General features: G+C 71.9%; 17 protein-coding genes. 9 read left to right on the top strand and 8 right to left on the bottom strand.

Annotation, left to right across the window (positions count from 1 at the left end; translation table 11 throughout):
* Positions 1–53 precede the first annotated feature (53 nt).
* From ligA to ACWD12_RS28305, 5 genes are all read left to right on the top strand, one after another.
* Entirely contained in the window at positions 54–2147 is a 2094-nt protein-coding gene (gene ligA, locus ACWD12_RS28325; protein ID WP_450101939.1) for an NAD-dependent DNA ligase LigA, read from the top strand.
* 518 nt (positions 2148–2665) lie between these two features.
* The gene (locus ACWD12_RS28320; protein WP_450101938.1) at positions 2666–3280 is read left to right on the top strand and encodes a hypothetical protein; all 615 of its coding nucleotides are present in this window, start codon (positions 2666–2668) and stop codon (positions 3278–3280) included.
* Between the two features lie 189 nt (positions 3281–3469).
* Positions 3470–3871, top strand: a complete 402-nt coding sequence (locus ACWD12_RS28315) for a peptidoglycan-binding domain-containing protein (protein ID WP_450101937.1) — start codon at positions 3470–3472, stop codon at positions 3869–3871.
* A gap of 160 nt (positions 3872–4031) precedes the next feature.
* Positions 4032–5264, top strand: a complete 1233-nt coding sequence (locus ACWD12_RS28310) for an LLM class flavin-dependent oxidoreductase (RefSeq protein ID WP_450101995.1) — start codon at positions 4032–4034, stop codon at positions 5262–5264.
* 35 nt (positions 5265–5299) lie between these two features.
* A complete protein-coding gene (locus ACWD12_RS28305; RefSeq protein ID WP_450101936.1) occupies positions 5300–6763 on the top strand; it encodes an NtaA/DmoA family FMN-dependent monooxygenase in 1464 nt (487 codons plus the stop codon).
* Between the two features lie 85 nt (positions 6764–6848).
* On the opposite strand, the gene ACWD12_RS28300 is transcribed toward ACWD12_RS28305, so the two are convergent.
* Positions 6849–8048: an LLM class flavin-dependent oxidoreductase gene (locus ACWD12_RS28300; RefSeq protein WP_450101935.1), complete on the bottom strand. Its 1200-nt coding sequence runs from the start codon at positions 8046–8048 to the stop codon at positions 6849–6851.
* A 507-nt stretch (positions 8049–8555) separates the two neighbouring features.
* On the bottom strand, positions 8556–8993 hold the full coding sequence (locus tag ACWD12_RS28295) for a hypothetical protein (RefSeq protein WP_450101934.1): 438 nt from the start codon (positions 8991–8993) through the stop codon (positions 8556–8558).
* A 346-nt stretch (positions 8994–9339) separates the two neighbouring features.
* On the opposite strand from ACWD12_RS28295, the gene ACWD12_RS28290 reads away from it, so the two are divergent.
* Together ACWD12_RS28290 and ACWD12_RS28285 are read left to right on the top strand one after the other, a co-directional pair.
* Positions 9340–10611: an ABC transporter substrate-binding protein gene (locus ACWD12_RS28290; RefSeq protein WP_450101933.1), complete on the top strand. Its 1272-nt coding sequence runs from the start codon at positions 9340–9342 to the stop codon at positions 10609–10611.
* Between the two features lie 338 nt (positions 10612–10949).
* The gene (locus ACWD12_RS28285) at positions 10950–11480 is read left to right on the top strand and encodes a DinB family protein (RefSeq protein WP_358359649.1); all 531 of its coding nucleotides are present in this window, start codon (positions 10950–10952) and stop codon (positions 11478–11480) included.
* Here the strand turns inward: ACWD12_RS28285 and ACWD12_RS28280 are convergent.
* From ACWD12_RS28280 to ACWD12_RS28255, 6 genes are all read right to left on the bottom strand, one after another.
* Positions 11434–11832: an ATP-binding protein gene (locus tag ACWD12_RS28280; RefSeq protein ID WP_450101932.1), complete on the bottom strand. Its 399-nt coding sequence runs from the start codon at positions 11830–11832 to the stop codon at positions 11434–11436. The genes ACWD12_RS28285 and ACWD12_RS28280 overlap by 47 nt on opposite strands.
* Entirely contained in the window at positions 11829–12191 is a 363-nt protein-coding gene (locus ACWD12_RS28275; RefSeq protein ID WP_450101931.1) for an STAS domain-containing protein, read from the bottom strand. Before ACWD12_RS28275 ends, ACWD12_RS28280 begins: the two co-directional genes overlap by 4 nt.
* Positions 12192–12259: 68 nt before the next feature.
* On the bottom strand, positions 12260–12685 hold the full coding sequence (locus tag ACWD12_RS28270; RefSeq protein ID WP_450101930.1) for an STAS domain-containing protein: 426 nt from the start codon (positions 12683–12685) through the stop codon (positions 12260–12262).
* Positions 12682–13785 (bottom strand): cobalamin B12-binding domain-containing protein, encoded by a 1104-nt coding sequence (locus tag ACWD12_RS28265; RefSeq protein WP_450101929.1) that lies wholly within the window; start codon positions 13783–13785, stop codon positions 12682–12684. Before ACWD12_RS28265 ends, ACWD12_RS28270 begins: the two co-directional genes overlap by 4 nt.
* On the bottom strand, positions 13782–15440 hold the full coding sequence (locus ACWD12_RS28260; protein ID WP_450101928.1) for a SpoIIE family protein phosphatase: 1659 nt from the start codon (positions 15438–15440) through the stop codon (positions 13782–13784). The genes ACWD12_RS28265 and ACWD12_RS28260 overlap by 4 nt, the downstream gene beginning before the upstream one ends.
* Positions 15441–15699: 259 nt before the next feature.
* Positions 15700–16626 carry a MurR/RpiR family transcriptional regulator gene (locus tag ACWD12_RS28255; RefSeq protein WP_450101927.1) on the bottom strand — a complete coding sequence of 309 codons (927 nt, stop codon included), beginning with the start codon at positions 16624–16626 and terminating at the stop codon, positions 15700–15702.
* A 112-nt stretch (positions 16627–16738) separates the two neighbouring features.
* On the opposite strand from ACWD12_RS28255, the gene ACWD12_RS28250 reads away from it, so the two are divergent.
* Together ACWD12_RS28250 and ACWD12_RS28245 are read left to right on the top strand one after the other, a co-directional pair.
* On the top strand, positions 16739–17890 hold the full coding sequence (locus tag ACWD12_RS28250) for a C45 family autoproteolytic acyltransferase/hydolase (RefSeq protein ID WP_450101994.1): 1152 nt from the start codon (positions 16739–16741) through the stop codon (positions 17888–17890).
* On the top strand, positions 17883–19610 hold the full coding sequence (locus ACWD12_RS28245; protein WP_450101926.1) for an ABC transporter substrate-binding protein: 1728 nt from the start codon (positions 17883–17885) through the stop codon (positions 19608–19610). Before ACWD12_RS28250 ends, ACWD12_RS28245 begins: the two co-directional genes overlap by 8 nt.
* Positions 19611–19615 lie beyond the last annotated feature (5 nt).

Genomic DNA, 19615 nt, shown 5'->3' with positions numbered 1-19615 from the left:
TGTCCGTCGACTACGTGAGTCGGGTGTCGGTGGGGGACGGCAGGATCGGGGGTATGGAAACCGCACCCACTGTCGTCGTGGCCGATCGTGCCGCGTACCTCGAGGCCGTTGAGCAGGTCCGGGCGGCCGCTGCCGCGTATTACGGCGACGGGACGTCCGCGTTGGACGACGACGCGTTCGACCGGCTCATGCGCGGGATCGCCGCGTACGAGGCGGCGCACCCCGAGGACCTGGTGCCGCAGTCGCCGACCGGGCTGGTCGCCGCGGGCGCGGTCCCGGACGGCGACGTGGTGCACACGGTGCCGATGCTGAGCCTGGACAACGTGTTCGGCAAGGAGGACCTGGAGCGCTGGGGTGCGGGCCTGGCCCGCCGTCTGGGGGCTGAGCCGCGCGGGTTCCACGTGGGGCCGAAGATCGACGGGCTCGCGGTCGCCGCGTACTACACGGACGGCAAGCTCACCCGGCTCGTCACCCGCGGCAACGGCATTACCGGCGAGGACGTCTCACACGCCGCCGGCACGATCGACGGCCTGCCGGACACGCTCGCCGAGCCGGTGAGCATCGAAGTGCGCGGCGAAATCGTGCTGACGAACGAGCAGTTCGAGCAGGCAAACCGGATCCGGGCCGAGCACAACGAACCGGTGTTCTCGAACCCGCGCAATGCCGCGGCCGGCACGTTGCGGGCCACCGGCCGTGCGTACACGATCCCGCTGTCCTGCTACGCCTACACGCTGTTGCCCGCGCCGGACGTGCCCGACGCCCACGGGTACGCGCAGCGCACCCACTCCGAGCTCATGGCCGCGCTCGGTGACCTGGGCGTGCGTACGGTGGCGGACACCCCCGTCGGGGCGCGCACCGTCGACAGCTTGGACGCCGCCCTCGCCTACGTCGACACCGTCGCCGCGCAGCGCCGGGAACTGCCGCTGGGCATCGACGGCGTCGTCGTCAAGGCCGACCACCCCGAGGACCAGCAGGCGGCCGGCAGTGGATCGCGCGCGCCGCGCTGGGCGGTGGCGTACAAGTTCCCGGCCGTCGAGAAGACCACCCGGATCGTCGAGGTCACCTGGGCCACCGGTCGCACCGGGTTCCTGGCGCCGCGCGCGCAGTTGGAGCCCGTCGACATCGCCGGAGTGACCGTCGTGTTCGCGACGCTGCACAGCCCCGGCATGATCACCAAGCTCGACCTGCGGATCGGCGACACGGTCACGGTACGTCGTGCGGGCGACGTGATCCCGTACGTCGTCGGCCCGGTCGTCGCGCTGCGCACCGGCGACGAGACGCCGATCGACCTGCCGGAGTGCTGCCCCGGATGCGGCGGCGGCATCGACACCACCCAGGAGCGCTGGCGCTGCGTGCAGGGCCGGGCGTGCGACCTGTCGCGGTCGGTGGAGTACGCGGTGGGCCGGGACCAACTGGACATCGAGGGCATCGGCCCGAAGATCGTCCTCCGTCTGGTCGCCGACGGCGCCGTCGCGGACATCGCCGACCTGTTCACCCTCACCCGCGAACAGCTCGTCGCCGCGACCGGCAGCGAGAAGAACGCGGACAAGATCCTCGCCAACATCGCGGCCGCGAAGGAGCGCCCGCTCAGCCGGGTCTTCTGCGCGCTCGGTGTGCGCGGCACCGGCCGGAGCATGTCACGGCGGATCGCCCGGCACTTCGGCACCATGGCCGCGATCCAGGCCGCCGACGCGGAAGGGCTCCAGCAGGTCGACGGCATCGGCCCCGAGAAGGCCGCCATGCTGCTGACCGAACTCGTTGAACTGGCCCCGGTCATCGGCAAGCTCATCGCGGCAGGCGTGAATCAGGACGAGCCCCGGCCCGCCGGCCCGGCCCAGGACTCGAACTCCGACCCGGACTCCGACCCGGACTCGGGCGCCGCCGCCGCGACGCCGCTGCCGCTGGCCGGGATGACCGTCGTGGCGACCGGCAGCATGACCGGGCCGCTGGCGGAGCTCTCGCGTACCGCCGTCAACGAACTGATCGAACGCGCGGGCGGGCGCGCGGGGTCCAGCGTCTCGAAGTCCACCGGCATGCTCGTCGCCGGAGCGAACGCCGGTTCGAAGAAGGCCAAGGCCGAATCGCTCGGCATCCCGGTCGTCACTCCCGAGGAGTTCGCCGAGACGATCGCCGGCTACCTGGCGTGACCCGGACGCCGGCGCCGCGCGTACGGGCGGAGCAGGAGCAGCCCCGCCGCAACGCTGCGCGACGCCGGCGTTCCGGATGCCGAAGTGCGACTCGTCCACCCCACGCAGGTCACCGGGGTCGACCACGCACGCCGTGGACCGGAAGCTCTTCATGCCGAACGACGCGAGGCTCGTCGCGTCCACCCCCGGCTCCGCCGCGGCGGTCGGCGCCAGGACGACGAGGACGGTACCGGCAAGGCCCACCGCAGCAATCTTCTTAATGCCCCGCAGTCTCCTCGCCTCCACCACAACGCCCCGCGCGCCGCGCCCACCCGGTCGGCCCAGGTCACCGGATTGACCGAGCCGCCGGAGTCGTCGGGGGAGGGGCCGTCGTCCCCGCGCGCGGGCGCGTGGCGACGATGACGGGGGGCTTGTGCCGCGTGGGGTCAGGGTGGCTTGCCGGTGGTGCGGGGTGCTGGGAGACTTGGGCGGCCGAGCGTGCTCGGGACGGTCGCCAACCCCGCCGAGGAGTACGCCAGGTGAGCAGCGTCAGCGTTTCGGCGGACGGGCGCCCGGCGCCGCGTACTCGGGTCGCCCGTGTCGTCACCGAACTGTTCGCCCCTGCCTTCCTGGTACCCGGCGTCCTGGTGGCCGTCGGGTGGCACAGCACGCGGTCGCCGGCCGGTGTCGGATGGGGGCTGCTCGGCGCGCTGTTCTGCGGGGTCATCCCCATTGCATTCGTGCTCTACGGAGTGCGGCGCGGCTACTGGACGGACCACCACATCCGCATTCGCCGGCAGCGGGCGGTTCCGATCCTCGGTACGGCCGCCTCCGTTGTCGTCGGCCTTGCGGCGCTGCTCCGACTCGGCGCCCCGCGGGACGTGGTCGCGCTGGTCGTGGCCATGCTCGCCGGGCTCGCGGTGGCCCTTGCGGTGACCGCTTTCTGGAAGATCTCCGTGCACACCGCGGTGGCGGGCGGCACCGTCACGGTGCTGGCGCTGACCTTCGGCTCGGCGGTCGCCGCGGCCGCGCCGCTGGTGGCGCTGATCGGCTGGTCGCGCGTCGAACTCCGCGACCACACCCCGATGCAGACGGTCGTGGGCGGCCTGGTCGGCGCAGTGGTCGCGGCGATGGTCTTCACTCTCGCGAGGTGAGCCGGCAAGTCGATCGATGCCTGTTGGGTATGGGCCCTTGTCGATGACGGCCGCCTGCGATAGCACTGTCGCGACTGCCGGGCCCGGTGGTTCGACGACCCGGGCGAGCGGCGGCGGTTCGCCCCGCCATGCGTGTAATACACAGCAGTTCCATAGGACTTGGTGCACGTCGAACACTCAGGGAGAGTCGTGAAGACGCCGAACACGGGCACGGTCGGACGCAGAGGAGCGGCCGCCTTCGTGGCCGCGCTCGCCGTCGCGCTCAGTACGCTGTTTGCCGCACCCGCCGCGCAGGCCGACCCGAGCCAGCCGAACATCGGGCTGTGGTCGGCCAACCACGACGGTGTCCGGTGCGCGCAGTGGGCGTACAACTCGGTCGCAGGCCAGGGACTGGATCCGGACGGACAGCACGGCCCGCTCACCGAGCAGGCCACCAGGAACTGGCAGCGGTTCTTCGGCCTGAGCGCCGACGGCGTCATCGGCAAGGACACCGGCCAGTCGATCATCGACATGGTGTTCTTGAAGTTCGGCACCAACAACACGTGGGCCCTGTACTGCCCTTACTACCTGCCGAGTCACCGCTCGTACTGAGACGCCGGTCCGCCGTCGCTTCCTACGGGGCGGGGATCGGGACATGGGACGTTCACAACTGCCTGCCACGCTTTGAGGCGTGGGGCGGACGCAGAGTGTGGGCTGCGCGTCGGCCGACGCACGCACCGCCGAACCTCCCATGACAGAGAGCGAGTTCGCCATGACCGCCGCAACACCCGAACAGCCCGGGAGCGACATCGACGTACCTCTCCACCTGGCCGTGGCCCTCGACGGGACCGGCTGGCACCCGGCGTCCTGGCGGGAGCCGGACGCCCGCCCGGCCGACCTGTTCGGCGCCGCGTACTGGACCGATCTGGTGCGCGAAGCCGAGTCCGGACTCCTCGACTTCGCGACCTTCGAGGACTCCCTCGGCTTCCAGTCCGACCATCCGCAGCACGCCGACCGGCGCACCGACCGGGTCCGGGGACGCCTCGACGCCGTCCTCGTCGCCGCCCGGGTCGCCCCGCTGACCAGCCGGATCGGCCTCGTCCCGACCGTCGTCGTGACCCACACCGAGCCGTTCCACCTCGCCAAGGCCGTGGCGACGCTCGACTATGCGAGCACCGGCCGGGCGGGGCTTCGCGCCCAGGTCTCGCTGCGGCCGGCCGACATCGCGCTGTTCGGTCGGCGCGAGGTCCCGGACGTCGACTTCCTCACCGGCCCCGCCGAGAGGTTCGAGGCGGTCCTCGCGGACGCGTTCGACGAGACCGCCGACTACGTCGAGGTGCTGCGCCGGCTGTGGGACAGCTGGGAGGACGACGCGGAGATCCGCGACGCCTCGACCGGTCGCTTCATCGACCGGGACAAGGTGCACTACATCGACTTCGCGGGCCGCTGGTTCCAGGTCAAGGGCCCTTCGATCACGCCGCGACCGCCGCAAGGGCAGCCGCTGGTCACCGCGCTGGTGCACCAGGAGACCGGGCACCGGCTCCTGGCCCGTTCCGCCGACGTCGGCTACATCACCCCGCACGGCACCGACGAGGCGCGCGTGATCGTCGCGGGGATCCGCGCCGCCCAGGACGCCGCCGGATCAGCCGACCGGCCGTTGCACGTGTTCGGCGAACTGGTGGTGTTCGTCGACGACTCGGAGAGCGCCGCCCGGGCCCGCCGGGACCGGCTGGACGAGGTCGCGGGCGCCGCGTACACGCGCGACGCGGAGATCTTCGCCGGGACCCCCGCGCAACTGGCCGACCTGCTCCTCGACCGGCGTGCCGCCGGGCTCTCCGGGTTCCGGTTGCGGCCCGCGGCACTGCCGTACGACCTGCGCGGGATCACGCGCGGACTGGTGCCGGAGTTGCAGCGCCGCGGCGTGTTCCGGACCGCCTACGAAGCCGAAACGCTGCGCGGGCTGCTCGGACTCGAACGCCCGGCCAACCGCTACGCGCGGATCTGAGCATCCGTCCCTCGGTCTGAAAGGTACCCACGGTCATGAGCAACGTCCAGAACAGCCCCCAGGGCGACTCCCGGGGCAACCCGGGGTCCACCGGCGGCCACGGGGCCGGCCCGACGGGCAAGCCGCTCAAGCAGATTCACCTCGGCGTGCACTTCCCCGGCGTCAACAACACGACGGTGTGGAGCGACCCGCGGTCGGGCAGCCACATAGACTTCGCGTCCTTCGCACACCTCGCGCGCACCGCCGAACGCGCCAAGTTCGACTTCCTGTTCCTGGCCGAAGGACTGCGGCTGCGCGAACAGCACGGCCGCGTCTACGACCTCGACGTGGTGGGTCGCCCGGACACCTTCACCGTGCTCGCCGCGCTGGCCGCGGTGACCGAACGCCTCGGCCTCACCGGCACGATCAACTCGACGTTCAACGAACCGTACGAAGTGGCCCGCCAGTTCGCCAGCCTCGACCATCTCTCGGCGGGGCGCGCGGCGTGGAACGTCGTGACCTCCTGGGATGCCTTCACCGGCGAGAACTTCCGGCGCGGGGGGTTCCTCCCGCGCGAACAGAGGTACGAGCGCGCCCGCACGTTCCTGCACACCGCGTGGGAGCTGTTCGACTCCTGGCAGGGTGACGAGATCGTCGCCGACAAGGAGTCCGGCATCTTCCTCGCCGACCCCGACGCGGGCCGATTCGCCCACGACGACCGGCACTTCACCATCTCCGGCCGCTTCAACGTGCCGCGGGCCCCGCAGGGCCGTCCGGTGATGTTCCAGGCCGGCGACTCCGACGAAGGCCGCGAGTTCGCCGCGTCGTCCGCCGACGCGATCTTCAGTCGGTACTCCGAACTCGAAAAGGGCCAGGCCTTCTACCGTGACGTGAAGTCCCGCCTCGCCCGCCACGGACGGTCCCACGACGACCTGAAGATCCTGCCCGCCGCGACCTTCGTGCTCGGTGACACGGACGCCGAGGCGGCCGAGCTGTCGTACGCCGTATCCCGCCAACAGGTCAGCGGACGGACCGCGATCGCGTTCCTGGAACGGGTGTGGAACCGCGACCTGTCCGACCACGACCCCGACGGTCCGCTCCCGTCGGTCGACCCGTACCTCGGCGAGACCGAACTGTCCCAAGGGCGCGCCGGATCGGTGGCCGGACGCGAGGCGCTGCGCCAGGCCGCCGAGTGGCGGGAGCTGGCCGAGGCCAAGAAGCTGTCCTCGCGCGAGCTGGTCGTCGAACTGTTCGGCAAGCACTCGTTCGTCGGCAGTCCGGCGACGGTCGCCGGGCAGATCGACGAACTGGTCCAGAACGACGCCGCGGACGGTGTGATCCTCGTTCCGCACATCACCCCCGGCGGACTCGACGAGTTCGCCGACACGGTCGTACCGCTGCTCCAGGAACGCGGCGTGTTCCGCGTCGAGTACGAAGGCGAGACGCTGCGCGACCACCTGGGGCTGCGCCGCCCTCCGCGGCTCGCGCGGGAGGCCGGCCGGGAGCAGGCCGCCTCATGAGGCCCTGACGGCACCAGGCGACGCCAGACACCGGACACCAGACACCAGGGCGCCCCGGCGAACACTCCGGGGCGCCCGTCGTGCGTCAGGCGCGGTCGGCCCACGCCTTCGCGAGCAACTCGTACGACCGCACCCGGTCGGCATGCCGATGCGTGATCGTCGTTACCGCCAACTCGTCCGCCCCGGTGGCGTCCCGCAGCTGCTCCAGCCGATCGGCCACCGTCTCCGGCGACCCCACCAACTGGGTCGCCACGCGGTCGCGCACCAGCTCGCGGTCCTCGTCGCTCCACACGTGGGCGAGCGCCTCGTCCGGCGGCGGAAACGGGACGGCCGACAGGCCGCGGCGGATGCTGCGCACCCACAGGCCGTACCCGGCGGCCAGATGGCGGGCGGTTTCGTCGTCCTCGGCGACCACCACGTCGGCGGAGACCGACACGTACGGCTCGGCCAGCGCCGCGGACGGGCGGAAGGCGGACCGGTACGCCTCCACCGAGTCGACCACCGTGCTCGGGCTGTGGTGGTACGACGCGGCGAACCGCAACCCCCGGGCTCCGGCGACCCGGGCGCTCTCACCGCCGGACGCGCCCAGCACCCACACTTCCAGGTCCGCGCCCTCGCCCGGGTACGCGTGCACCTCGACACCGCCGGCATCGTGGTAGGTGCCACCGAGGAGGGCGAGAACCTCCTCGATCTGCTCGTCATAGCCGGGCGTCCAGGCGCCGGGCTGCTGCAACAGGCCGAGCAGCGCGCCGAGTCGGGCCGGGTCGACGGTCGTCGAGAAATCGAACTGCCTGGGCAGCAGCAGGCCGTTGGGGGCGCGGCGGTCATGGTCCGAGGTGCCGCGGCCGGCCTGGTAGCGCGCGATGGCCTGTGCGCCGGAGTCCGGTGCGCCACCGCCCGCGTCGCCGCTACCCGGCGTGCCCGCGGTGCCGACCGGCCCACGGCGTCCTATCGAGCGTCCGATGCCCAGGTCGAGCCGGCCGGGGAACGCGGCGTCCAGCAGCCCGAATTCCTCGACCGCGGACAGCGGCGTCCGGTGCCCGAACTGCACGCCCGCCGAACCCAGCCGGATGCTCCGGGTCGCCTGGCCGACCAGCGCGATCGCCACGGCCGGCGCGACGCCGAGCACACCGGGGTTCAGGTGGTGCTCGGCGAACCAGTAGCGGGCGTACCCGAACTCCTCGGCGCGGCGGGCCAGATCGATCGCGTGCGACACGGCGTCGCGGGACGTTTCTCCCTGGCTGAGCGGAAGGAGGTCGAGGACGGCCAGAGGGGTGGGGCTCATGAGTGGTCTCCTCCGATGTGCGGGAATCCAGACCCGGACGCCGGGCGCGGGGCGGCAAGGACGCGTCGCGCACGACGATGCGGACGGCGATGCGCTGGGCGGATTCCGGCGGTGGGATGCGAAGTCGGGTAAGCCGCCGCACGCACCCGGTGCGTCCGGCGGGCCCGGTGCGCTGCCGGGTCTGCGGTACGGGCGGTCGCCGCGGTTCGGCGTACGGGCCCGGACGGGGAGTCAGCGACAGAGGGAACTGGCCGACCGACGCAGGTCGATCGGCAGGCACTTGGTCAGGAGCGTCAGCGGCAGCCTGGTAGGCCGCATCGCGCCTCCCCAATCCCTGGATTCCGGCCTGTGAACAGCCGTGGTCCGGAAGCTAACCCGGGCCGCGCGGGGTTGTCCATCGCCTCGGACACCCGGCAACAACCTCGAAATCCGCTGGCAACAACGCCAGTCGGGCAAGCGGCCCGGACCGCCCGTGGACCGCCTTCCCACGGGGTCCGGGGGAGCACGTCATCTACTGTGCCGCTCCAGCCAGATGCCGTGCTCCTCCAGCCAGTCGTAGGCCGCGCGGATCTGCGGCGGCGTCAAACCGGTCGCGCGTTCCAACTCGGCACGTACGGGCGGACCTTGACTCGCCGTCACGGCGCGGGCCACTTTGCCCGCCCACAGTTCGACCGTGGTGTACGGGCGGGACGCAAGTACCGCGCGCACTCGGTCCAGGCACCGGCCCGAGCATGCGACCACCGGTCGGCGGCCGTCCTGGGCGGGGTCGACCGGATCGATCCACGAGGAGTCCGCCAGCACGGCCACGTACGGGCCTTCGCGCGGCCCCGGCCGCGGCCCCGCCTTCGCTGTCGACACCGTTCCGCAGCTGTCGCAGGGCGGTGGCACCGACGCGCCTTCGTCCGCATCGGCGCCACTGCCGCCTTCCGGTTCCCCGAGGTTCATTCCGCTGCTCTACCCGCGCCGATCACCGAGCCCGCGAAACGCCATGCTTCGCCAGGGGTACGGATTCCACCGCCCGCCCGTGGACAGCCGACAACTCGGTGGTCCTCCGAAAGTTCCCCCGCACAAAGGCTTGTGCTCGCCATCCGCTTCCGCTTCGCTGCGTGATACGCAGCAACAGGATTTGTATCAGTGTGCCTTCCATGATTTCAGCGACTCCGAGAGGAGTGCTCGGCATGGACAACCTCCGCAGGCGCAAGACGCCGCTCGCCGACGCGGCACCGGACTGTCCGCCGGTCGTGGCGCCGCCACCCGTCCGCGTACCAGGCAGCCCCCAAGGAGCAGACTCGTGAAGCCAGGTTCGGGCACCAGAGCCGTTTGCGCGGTCCTCGCCGCGCTGGCGCTGACCGTCACGGCGTGCAGCGCCAAGGACGACGACACGAAGACCCCCGGCGGCGGGGAGAACACCGGGATCAAGACCGGGCCGGGAGTCACCGACACCGAGATCCACATCGGCGAACTCTCCGACCTGAGCGGGCCGCAGGCACCGCTGGGCAAGAGCGTCACCAACGCCCAGCAGCTCTACTTCGACCAGATCAACGCGGCCGGCGGCATCTGCGGCCGCAAGGTCGTCATGGACGTGAAGGACCACGCGTACGACGCGCAGAAGGCGCGTACCGCCTACACCGAACTGTCCGGCAAGGTGATCGGCATATCGCAGCTGGTCGGCTCGGCGATCGTCACCCAGCTCCAGGACGACATCGAGCGCGACGGCCTGCTGACGCTGCCGCAGGCGTGGGCGTCCACGCTGCTCGGCAAGGACTTCATCCAGGTCACCGCGACCACGTACGACATCGAGATGATCAACGGGTTCGAATACCTGGCGCGCACCACGCCGCTTGCGGCCGGGGACAAAGTCGGACACATCTACAGCGACGACGAGTTCGGCGTGAACAGCGCTCTGGGCGTCAAGTACGCGACGCAGGCGGCCGGCGTTTCGGTCGTCGAGCAGAAGGTCAAGCCGACCGACCAGGACATGACCGCCGTCGTCACCGCGCTCAAGTCGGCCGGGGTGAAGGCGATCGTCATCAGCTCCGGACCGCGGCAGGTCGCCCCGGTCATGGTCGGCACCGAGGCGGCCGGGCTCAAGGTCCCGGTGCTGTCGCACTCGGTCGGTTTCCACCCGCAACTCCTCGCCGTGGCCGCCGCCCCGATGGAGGCCCGTCTCATGATCGCGAGCCCGGCACCGCCGGTCAGTTCGACGGACCTGCCGGCCGTCGCCAAACTGTCCGCCGACTACCTCGCGAAGTTCCCCGGCATGCCGGTCGACCAGGGCGTCATCTCGGGGTACGCCGCGGCCGGCATCTTCGGCGAGGACCTGAGGGCGGCCTGCGCGGCCGGCGACCTCACCCGCGAAGGCGTCGTCGCGGCGCACCGCAAGCAGACCGGCATGGACGTGGGACTGGGGCTGAAGCTGGACTTCTCGTCGAACAGCAGGCCGCCGTCGTACCAGACCTTCATCCTCAAGGTGGACAAGTCCAAGCCCGGCGGCCTCGTGACGGTCGAAACGGCCCACGAGGTCCCCGGCGTCAAGGCGTACGTGCTCCCGCAGGCCGGCTGACCCCCGGATCCCTTCCGCCGGATCTCGTTCCCGCCGGACTCCGCTCCCGCCGCCCGTTGGGGTAGCGTGTTGTCCGGCGGGACATCTGCGGCAGCCCGGACACGAAGTCCGAGGCGGAGCCGGTCCCCTCGTCGCGGTGGCCCGGTTGCCGGTCATTGCCTCGGTCATCGCCTAGGTCGTCGACGACGTTTCGTCGCCCGGGGATCCCGGTCGACACCCGCTTCGGGCGCGACGGCCACACCGTCACCCACACCGGCGTCGCCCCCGCCACCACCACCCCGCTCGACCCGGGCCCGCGTGCCCGTCTCCCATGCTGTCCACGGAAGGAAGCACCCAAGATGCACGACCCGACTCGTCTGACCGACGGTCCCGAGCGCCCGCTGCTCGAATACCTGCTCGACCACATGCGGGCCGAACTGGTCGACACAGTGCGCGGCTTGTCCGAGGCGGAGGCCCGCCGCCGTCTCGTCCCGTCCATGACCACGTCGATCGGGCTGGTCAAGCACGCCGCGTTCGCGGAACGGAAGTGGTTCCAGCACATCTTGGGAGGGCTGCCGGAGTCCGAGTGCGACGGAGCGATGGTGGGCGAGGCCAGCTTCGAGGTCGACGACGGCGAGACGGTCGCCGACGTCGTCGCGGAGTTCGAGCGCGCCGGCGACCGCGCGCGAAAGATCGCCGCGGACGTCGGCCTCGACGACACCCGGCAGCATCCCGTCCTTGGCACCGTCAGCCTGCGGTGGATCTACCTGCTCATGATCCAGGAGTTCGCCCGCCACGCCGGCCACGGCGACATCCTGCGCGAGCAGGCCGACGCGGCGACTCCTACTGAGGCTCGGCGGCCGGGTGGCCCGTCGACATCGCGACCCTGATCGTCTTGCCGTGCTCGCCGCGCGTCACGTCCACCTTGCGACCGAGCCGTTGGATCAAGGGCCAGCCGAACCCCCCGGGGGCGGCGGACCGTTCGCGTGGGGTGGTGCGCGGGAGCTCCGGCGAGGCGTCGGTGACGCTGATGACGATGGCGTCGTCGGCCAGGCACGCGTCGAAGGCGACGAGGCCGCCCCCGTGGCGCTCGGCGTTGGTGACGAGTTCCGAGACGACGAGCATCACATCGTCGACGACCGTGGTGGGAGGGTGCGGGCCATGGAGGCCGTGCAGCAGCTCCCGGGCGCGGGCCCGGGCCCGGGAAGCGGCGCTGGTGGGCCCGGACGGCGCGCTGTTCACGGGCCGACACCGGCGTCGTCGGTGCGGATCAGGTCCGCGGCCTCCGGGACGCTGCCGGCCACGCGGAAGGCGCGGGCGGTGTCGGTCAGGTCCAGCAGGCGTTCGACGAAGGGGGAGAGCCGTACGAGGACGAGGGGGATTCCGGCCCCCACGTGGTCGGCCTGCGCGGTGAGGAGGGTGTGCAGCAACGACGAATCGGCGAAGGTGACGTCGGCCAGGTCGACGATCGTGCCGCCGGAGCCCTCCGGGGGCAGGGCGAGCCGTTCGGTCAGGGCGTCGGTCTCGTCCGCGTCGAACTCTCCGGCCACCCGGACGATCCGCAGGTCGTCGAGCGCGGTCACGGTCACATCGGTCCTCATCGGCGAAATTCTCACAGGCGTGCGTCCGGACGGGGAATCCGGGTCGCCTGTTCGCCGCGTCGGCCGCTTCACTGCCGCGGCGGCGCCTGCGAGGGCCGCGCCGAGGAGTAGTTGTCCGATGCCTGCCACTCGTCGGCGTCCGGGCGTTCCTCGCCCAGGGCCGACCCTCCGAACAGGTACGCCGTGCCGGTGATCTCCAGCAGGCGCCGCAGGACCGGCGGTTGGTCGTCCAGGTGCAGAGCGGTGCCGACCGCGGCCGCGTCGCGCCGGATCATCAGCAGCGCCGCCAACCCCATGGAGTCGCACATCGTCAGCCCGGCGCAGGCCACACGCAGGCGCCCGGGTGCGGGGCCGGCGTGCAGGAGGTCGCGGGCGGCCCGGGTGAGTTCGTCGGCGGTCTCCCAGTCGAGGTCGCCGGCGACACGGATGTGTCCGTCACCGGCCGAGTCCCGGCCGACGTGGAGGTCGAAGGTGTCTTCAGGATGTGTCGTCATACGGTGGGGTGGGGGCCGGGGGCGGGGGACGTGTCGCCGCGCAAGGCGGCGCGGCCCTGGGCGAGGAAACCGAGGGCCCGGGGGAAGTCCTTGAGTTCTTGCTCGAGGAGCGCGAGACCGGGGTCGAGGACGCGAGCGGGTACGCCGCGCGCCTCCAGGATGTCGCCGGTCCAGCCGATGAACCCGCGGAACAGGCGCGCGTCGTCGGTGTAGAGCGCGGCGGCGAGGAAGTCGACGATGTGGCCGACGTCTTCGGCGGTGCGCTCGCGCTGCGCGTCGCTGTAGGCCCGCATCGCGGGCAGCCGCCCGTCCAGCCCGGCGAGGGTGTTCTTGACCAACTGCCGCTTCTGGCGGGCGACCAGCGTGTACTCCTGGTCGACGAGGTGCGGCAGGTCGTCCACGGTCTGCCGGATGGCGCCGGTCCGGGGGCGCGGCAGGCCCCGGTCGAGTACGGCGACGGCGGCGCGGGCGTCGGGGGCCCAGGCGTCCGCGCCCAACTGGCGGGCGTGGCGCCCGTCGGGCCCGAAGGCCGCGCCGCCCGCCAGGACCGGTACGCCCACCGCTTGCGCGGCGGTGATCGCCTTGTGCGCGTCCGGCAGGCGCGTGGGCAACGACGACGACAGGGCCAGGGCCGCCGGCGCGGTCTGGTGCAGGTGCGCGACCAGCCGGGCAGTGGGGACCTGGGCGCCGAGGAAGTCGACCCGGTACCCGCGCTGTTGCAGCACCTCGGCGACGATGCGGGCCGGAAGCGCGTGCCACTCGCCCTCCACGCAGGAGACCGTGACCGTGCCGGCGGCACCGGGCGGGCCGGTCTCCCGAGGGCGGTGGGACAGCGCGGCGATGACGCGGTCGTGGATCGCGGTGGCCGCGTGTTCCTGGGCGACGGTGAGGCGGTCGGCGGCCCACTCGGTGCCGACCTTGTGCTGTACGGGGACGACGACGTCCAGCAGCACGTCCTCGACGCTCACCCCGGCGTTCTGCAGGGCGAAGACGGCCTGGCCGGCGGCGTATTCGTCGCGCTCGGTGACGGCCTGCCACAGCGCTTGGCGAGCCTGCTCCAGCAGCTGGCCGTCCTCTACGGCGATGGGTGTTTTGGTCATGAGGTGTACCTGCCCGGAGTGTGTCCGTTCACCGCAGTGAGATGCGCGGTGCGCGGTGCGGTGATGGCCATGACCGCGATGTCGTCGTGCCGATTGCCGTCGAGCCACTCGGCGACGAGCATCTGGATCCGCTCGACGACGGCCTCGGCGGGCATTCCGGCGCACTCGCCCAGCGCGGCCCGCAGGCGTTCGTCGCCGAACATGGTGTCGCCCAACGGTCCGCCCCGGGCCTCGGTGACGCCGTCGGTGAACAGCAGGCAGGTCTCGCCGGGCCGCAGGACCGCCTCGGCGGTGGTGGACCTCGTCTCGGGCAGGGCGCCGATCAGCGTGCCGACGGTCGCGGCCTCCTCGACCGTGCCGTCGTGGCGCACGATCAGCGGCGCGGGGTGGCCCGCACAGGTCAGGCGCAGCGCGGTGAGCCCTCCGCGGCGGCGGATCGAGGCGAGCACCAGCGTGGCGAACCGGGTGTGGTGGCTGTTGAGCAGGGCCCCGTTGAGCAGCCGCAGCAGGTTCTGATGGTCGTCGGCCAGCGGGAGCAGCGCCTGCAGCGTGTTGCGGATCTTGCCGGTCAGGACGGCGGCGTCCAGCCCCTTGCCGGACACGTCCCCCAGGACCGCCAGCGTCTGCTGACCGGCGTCGGCACCCGGGTGGACGTCGTAGAAGTCCCCGCCGATGCGCTCCGTGTCCTGCGAGGCGCGGTAGCCCCCGGCGAACTCCACGCCGTGCACCTGCGTCAGGGTCGGCGGCAGCAACTCCGCCATGAGGGTCGCGGTGACGCCGCTCTGCTCCTGGTACAGCCGGGCCGCGGACAAGGCGGCGCCGGCGCGGGCGGCGAAGACCCGGGCGAAGACCTCCTCGGATGCGTCGAAGGCGGCATGGTCGCTGCGCCGCAGCAGGATCAGCGCGCCCGCGGAGACGCCGTGCCCCGGAAGGGGGGTCACCACGACCGATCCGACCGGCCCGGCGAATCCTTCGGGGAAGGCCCAGTCGGGCAGTGCCGCGGGGTCGATCCAGCGCGACGGCACCGGCGGGAACCCCTGGAGCGCCTCGGCCAGGCCGGGCACCATCTCGGGATCGATCCGCACCGACCGGCGGGTGGACCGGCCGCCGCCGGACGAGGTGGCGAGCGGATGGCGCCGCCCCGTCGCGGGAGCGACCAGCACGGCCGCGTCGGCAAACGACTCGGCCGCCAGCTCGACCGCCACTTCCATGCAGCGTTCGGGGTTCAGCGAGGCCAGCAGGCGGGAGGACGCCTCGGCGAGGAAGGCGGTGCGCTCCTGCTCGCTCCGCAGCGCGGTCTCGGCCAGACGTCGGTCGGTGTCGTCGATCAGCCACCACACCACCTCACCGTCCGGACCGGGGGTCGCGTGGGCCTCCAGCGACGAATCGCCGTGCCAACCGTGCACCGGGTCGGCGGAATTGCCGGCACCGGCGGCGACGCGCCGATGGGCCTGCACGAGCCAGTAGGGGGCCGCCGCTTCGAGCGGTGTGCCGCGAACGGCCTCCGGGAACAGCCGGGAGGCCTCTTCGTTGGAACCCACGACGGCGCCTGCCGCGTCAACAACCAGCGCGGGGTAGGGCGCTCGCATCCACGAAGCGCCCACGGACGACAGCAAGCTCTGCGCCAAGCGCGTGGAGCCTTCGACACTCGTCATAATTTCGGCCCGCATTCCAGCGAGCCCGACCACCCTTCGTCAGCGAGACATCCGTCAAGAGTCCCGCAAGTTGACGCAAGCATCAACCCACACCGGCCCTCCGAGGGCCAAATACGTCATTTCGGGTGGGGGCGGGCACGTTCGCTTTGCCGTCCCCATCAGGCGCCGGACACCTCGCCGCGTGGGGCCCCGGCACGGCGGCGCGCAGTTCGGCGACGGGGGGAGTCGTACGTCGGCCCCGCACCGCGCCGCCACGTGCTCACCGGCGTTGGCGGCTCTCCTTGGGCTGAAGCAACTGTCCGCGCAGCACCGTGAGTTGGTGCGAGTGTTCGATCGATCGGCCTTCGTCCAGGGAGGCCACCGCGAGCAGCAGGGCGTCGCACAGGACGATTGCGGCGAGTGACTCGGCGGTGATGCCGGCCGGGGTGTGCGGGGCGTACAGGACCACGTCGGCGTCGTCGGCCAGGCGTTCCACGAGTTCGTCGGTGACGACGATGGTGTGGGCGCCGACGAGTCGGGCGCGTTCGAGCACGACCTCCATGTCGCGCAGCATGCGCCCCGGCACGCACAGCACCACGACGTCGCCGCCGCGCAGGTGCAGCAGTTCGTCGGCGAGCGTGAAGCCCGTGGCGCCCACGAAGCGCGCCCGTCGGCCCATGCGGTTCAGGCGCAGCGCGACGTGTCGGCCCGCGAGTTCGGACGCGCCGACGGCGTACGCGAACACCTCCTCGGCGCGCGCCAGCAACTCCACCGCGCTCCGGAACCTGTCGTGGTCGACGCCGGCCCGGCCGTGCTCCAGGCGCTCGGCGGCCTCGTCATAGACCCGTGCCACGACCCCGTCGAGGTCCTGGCCGACCCGGGCGATCCGCTGCCGCAGCCGGTCCTCCGGCGCGACGTCGGCGTTGAAGTCGGCCGCGATGTCGCGCTTGAGGCCGGACAGTCCGCCCAGGCCGAGGCGCTGGAGCGTACGCACGATCGTCGCGCTGCTCGTGCCCATCGCGGTGCCGAGGTCCTGCGCGCTGGCGAAGAGCAATTGCTCGGCGGAGGCGCGGGCCAGGTGCTGGGCGGCGTTGCGCTCGGCCGGCGTCAGAGTCTCCCAGTTGTCCCGTACCGCGGAGCGCAGGCGTGCGAGGGCGGGGTTGCCGTTTTCCTCGTGCCCGGCTCTTGACTCTCGCGTATCAGCCATTACTCTCCTCCTGAACCGTGAATTACACGTTACCGCAAACTTGAATCCTGGAATACACGATCCGGGACGTCGGGTACCGCAAGGAGTCACCGTGGCAGGCCAGTCCCTTCCCATGCTCGAGATCTCGGGCACGCCGCTGGAGCGCGGGCGCCAGTACGGCGAGGCCGCACGCGGCCGCATCGCCGCCTCCGTCGACTACTACGCGGAAGCCTTCGGCGCGTCGTCCGGCCTCACCTGGGGCCAGGTCACCGCCCGCGCCGAGGCCTGGCTCGGCCCCGCCGCCGACTTCGCCCCCGATTTGCTCGACGAGATGCACGGCATCGCCCAGGGCGCCGGCCTCGGTGTGGCCGACATCATGGCGCTCAACGCCCGTGGTGAGATCATCTACGACAGCACCTTCGCGGCAATGGGGACCAAGCGCTCGGAATCCGACATGACGGATGCCGACCACGAGGACGCGCCCGACGGGTGCACCTCCTTCGCGCTGCTGGGCCCGGCAGCCGGCGACGGGCACGTGTACGCCGGGCAGAACTGGGACTGGCGGTACGGCGTGCGCGACACCGTCATGCTCCTGCGCATCGTGCAGCCCGGCCGACCCACCGTGATTATGCAGGTCGAGGCCGGTCAGATCGGCCGCCAAGGCGCCAACTCGGCAGGCATCGCGCTCAACGCCAACGGCCTCGGAGGCCGCTTCGACCACGCCGTCGGCGTCCCCCAGACCCTGGTGCGCCGACGGGTCCTCGACTCGCCCGACCCGGCCCGCGCCCTCGACGTACTGTTCCGGACCCGGGCGCACATCGCCTCGAACGCCCTGCTCACCCACCGCAGCGGCTTCGCGATCGACGTCGAGACCACCCCCGGCCCGAACGGCTGGATGTACCCGGTCGACGGCCTGCTCGTGCACGGCAACCACTACCAGGCCTTCGTACCTCCGCAGCTGGCCCATACCTACCGCCCCTCCGCGCCCGACTCGCTGCTCCGCGTGCCGCGCGCCGAGGCCGGGCTGCGCCGCTGCCGCGAGACCGCCGACCCGGCCGAGACCCGCAAGTTCATCCGCGAGGCGATGTCCGACCACCTCGGCCACCCCGAGTCGCTGTGCACCCACCCCGACCCGGACCGACCGGAGGTGCGCCGGTGGGCGACGCTGCTGTCCAGCTGCGTGGACCTGACCACCGGCGAGTACCGGGTCACCGCGGGATCCCCCTGCGAGAACGAGTACCGACTCGCCCCCTGGAACCTCTACGACGGGCCCTCCCATGACTGAGCCGCACCCGTCGCCCGCCACCGGACCCGCCCACCCCTCGCGCCCCGCGCCCGACCACTTCCCGGAGAGCCGCATGCCCCGCCCCAGAGTGCTCCGCAGGACAGCCGCGATATCCCTGGCCGCCGCCCTCGGCCTGGTCGCCACCGCGTGTTCCGCCGACAAGGCCGACACCGCCGCCCCCGGCGAGCCCGCCGACCTCGCGCTGACCGACACCACCGGAACCGCGGTCGGAGCCGTGGAGAACCTGCGCTGGCTCCTCGCCAAGGAACCGAAGTCCCTCGACCTGGACCTGCGTTCGGACACCAACTCCAACATCGTGCTGGCCAACGTCTGCGAACGGCTCTTCCAGACCCAGCCGGACCTGTCGGCGCGCCCGCACCTCGCGGAGAGCGCGACGTACACCGACCCGACGACCCTGGTGCTCAAGCTGCGCACCGACGTGACGTTCCACGACGGCTCGCCGATGACCGTCGACGACGTGGTCTGGAGCCTCCAGCGGCACGCCGCCGACGGCGGCAACGAGTCCGACGAGTTCGAGCGCGTCGCGTCCGTCGCCAAGTCCGGCGACGCCGAGGTGACGGTCAAGCTCAAGGAGCCGGACGCACTGTTCCTCAAGGCCCTGGCCGGCAACGCGGGTGTCGTGCTCGACCGCGAGCAGACCGAGGCGGCCGGCAAGGACTACGGCACACCGGGCCGCGCCGACGCGTGCAGCGGCCCCTACAAGGTGGCCGGCTGGCAGGCGGGCAGCAAGCTCACCCTCGACCGCCACGACGCCTACTGGGACAAGGCCGTCAAGCCGCTCACCAGGTCCGCGACCTTCACGTGGGCCGAAGAGAACGCGATGGTCAACAGCCTCACCACCGGCGCCGCCGACGGCACCTACCTGACCTCGATGAACGCGGTCCCGCCGCTGGCCGCCAACGGGCAGCTCACGGTGGCGTACGGCAACTCGACCCGTGCGTGGGCACTGATCCCGACCGAGCGCGGCGGCATGCAGGACCCGCGCCTGCGCCGCGCCCTCTCGCTCGCGCTCGACCGCGCCGGCATCGCCAAATCCGGCTTCAACGGGCTCGCCACCCCGTGGAAGACCCCCCTCGGACCGGGCGCGTGGGGCTACGAGAAGCAGGCGTTCCAGGCCGCGTACGACGCCCTCACCGGCGCGCCCGCGCAGCCCACCGAGGCCGAACTCGCCGAGGCCAAGCGCCTCGTCGCGGAGGTCGGCGGCAGCGCCCCGACGATCGTGGTGGCCAACGACGGCACGCCCACCCGCAACCTGATCGCCAACGCGGTCGTGGACGCGGCCCGCAAGATCGGCCTCAAGGCCGAGATCAAGACGATGTCCGGCTCGGACTTCTCCTCCCTCTACAGCGACGTGGGCCTGCGCAAGCAGGTCGACCTGGTGGCCGACGACTGGTACATCTCCAAGTCCGACCCGGCCGGCTTCTACGACAACGCGGTCACCGGCTCGTCCAACAACTGGATCGGCTACAGCTCGCCGGAGTACGACCGCGTCGTCGGAGAGGCGCTGCGCACCATCGACGACCCGGCGCGCGCCAAGCTCCTCGTCGAGGCCGAGCGCATGTTCACCGCGGACGCCGTGTGGCTGCCGCTCGTCCAGGTGCCCAACACCCTGGTCGTGAACGCCAAGTTCACCGGCGCACCCGCGTCGATGGCCAACGTGGCGTACCCGTGGCTGGCCCACGTGGGCACCAAGGCCTGAGCCCG

It is taken from the genome of Streptodolium elevatio (assembly GCF_053592165.1).
This window is presented reverse-complemented; position numbering and strand designations above follow the sequence as displayed.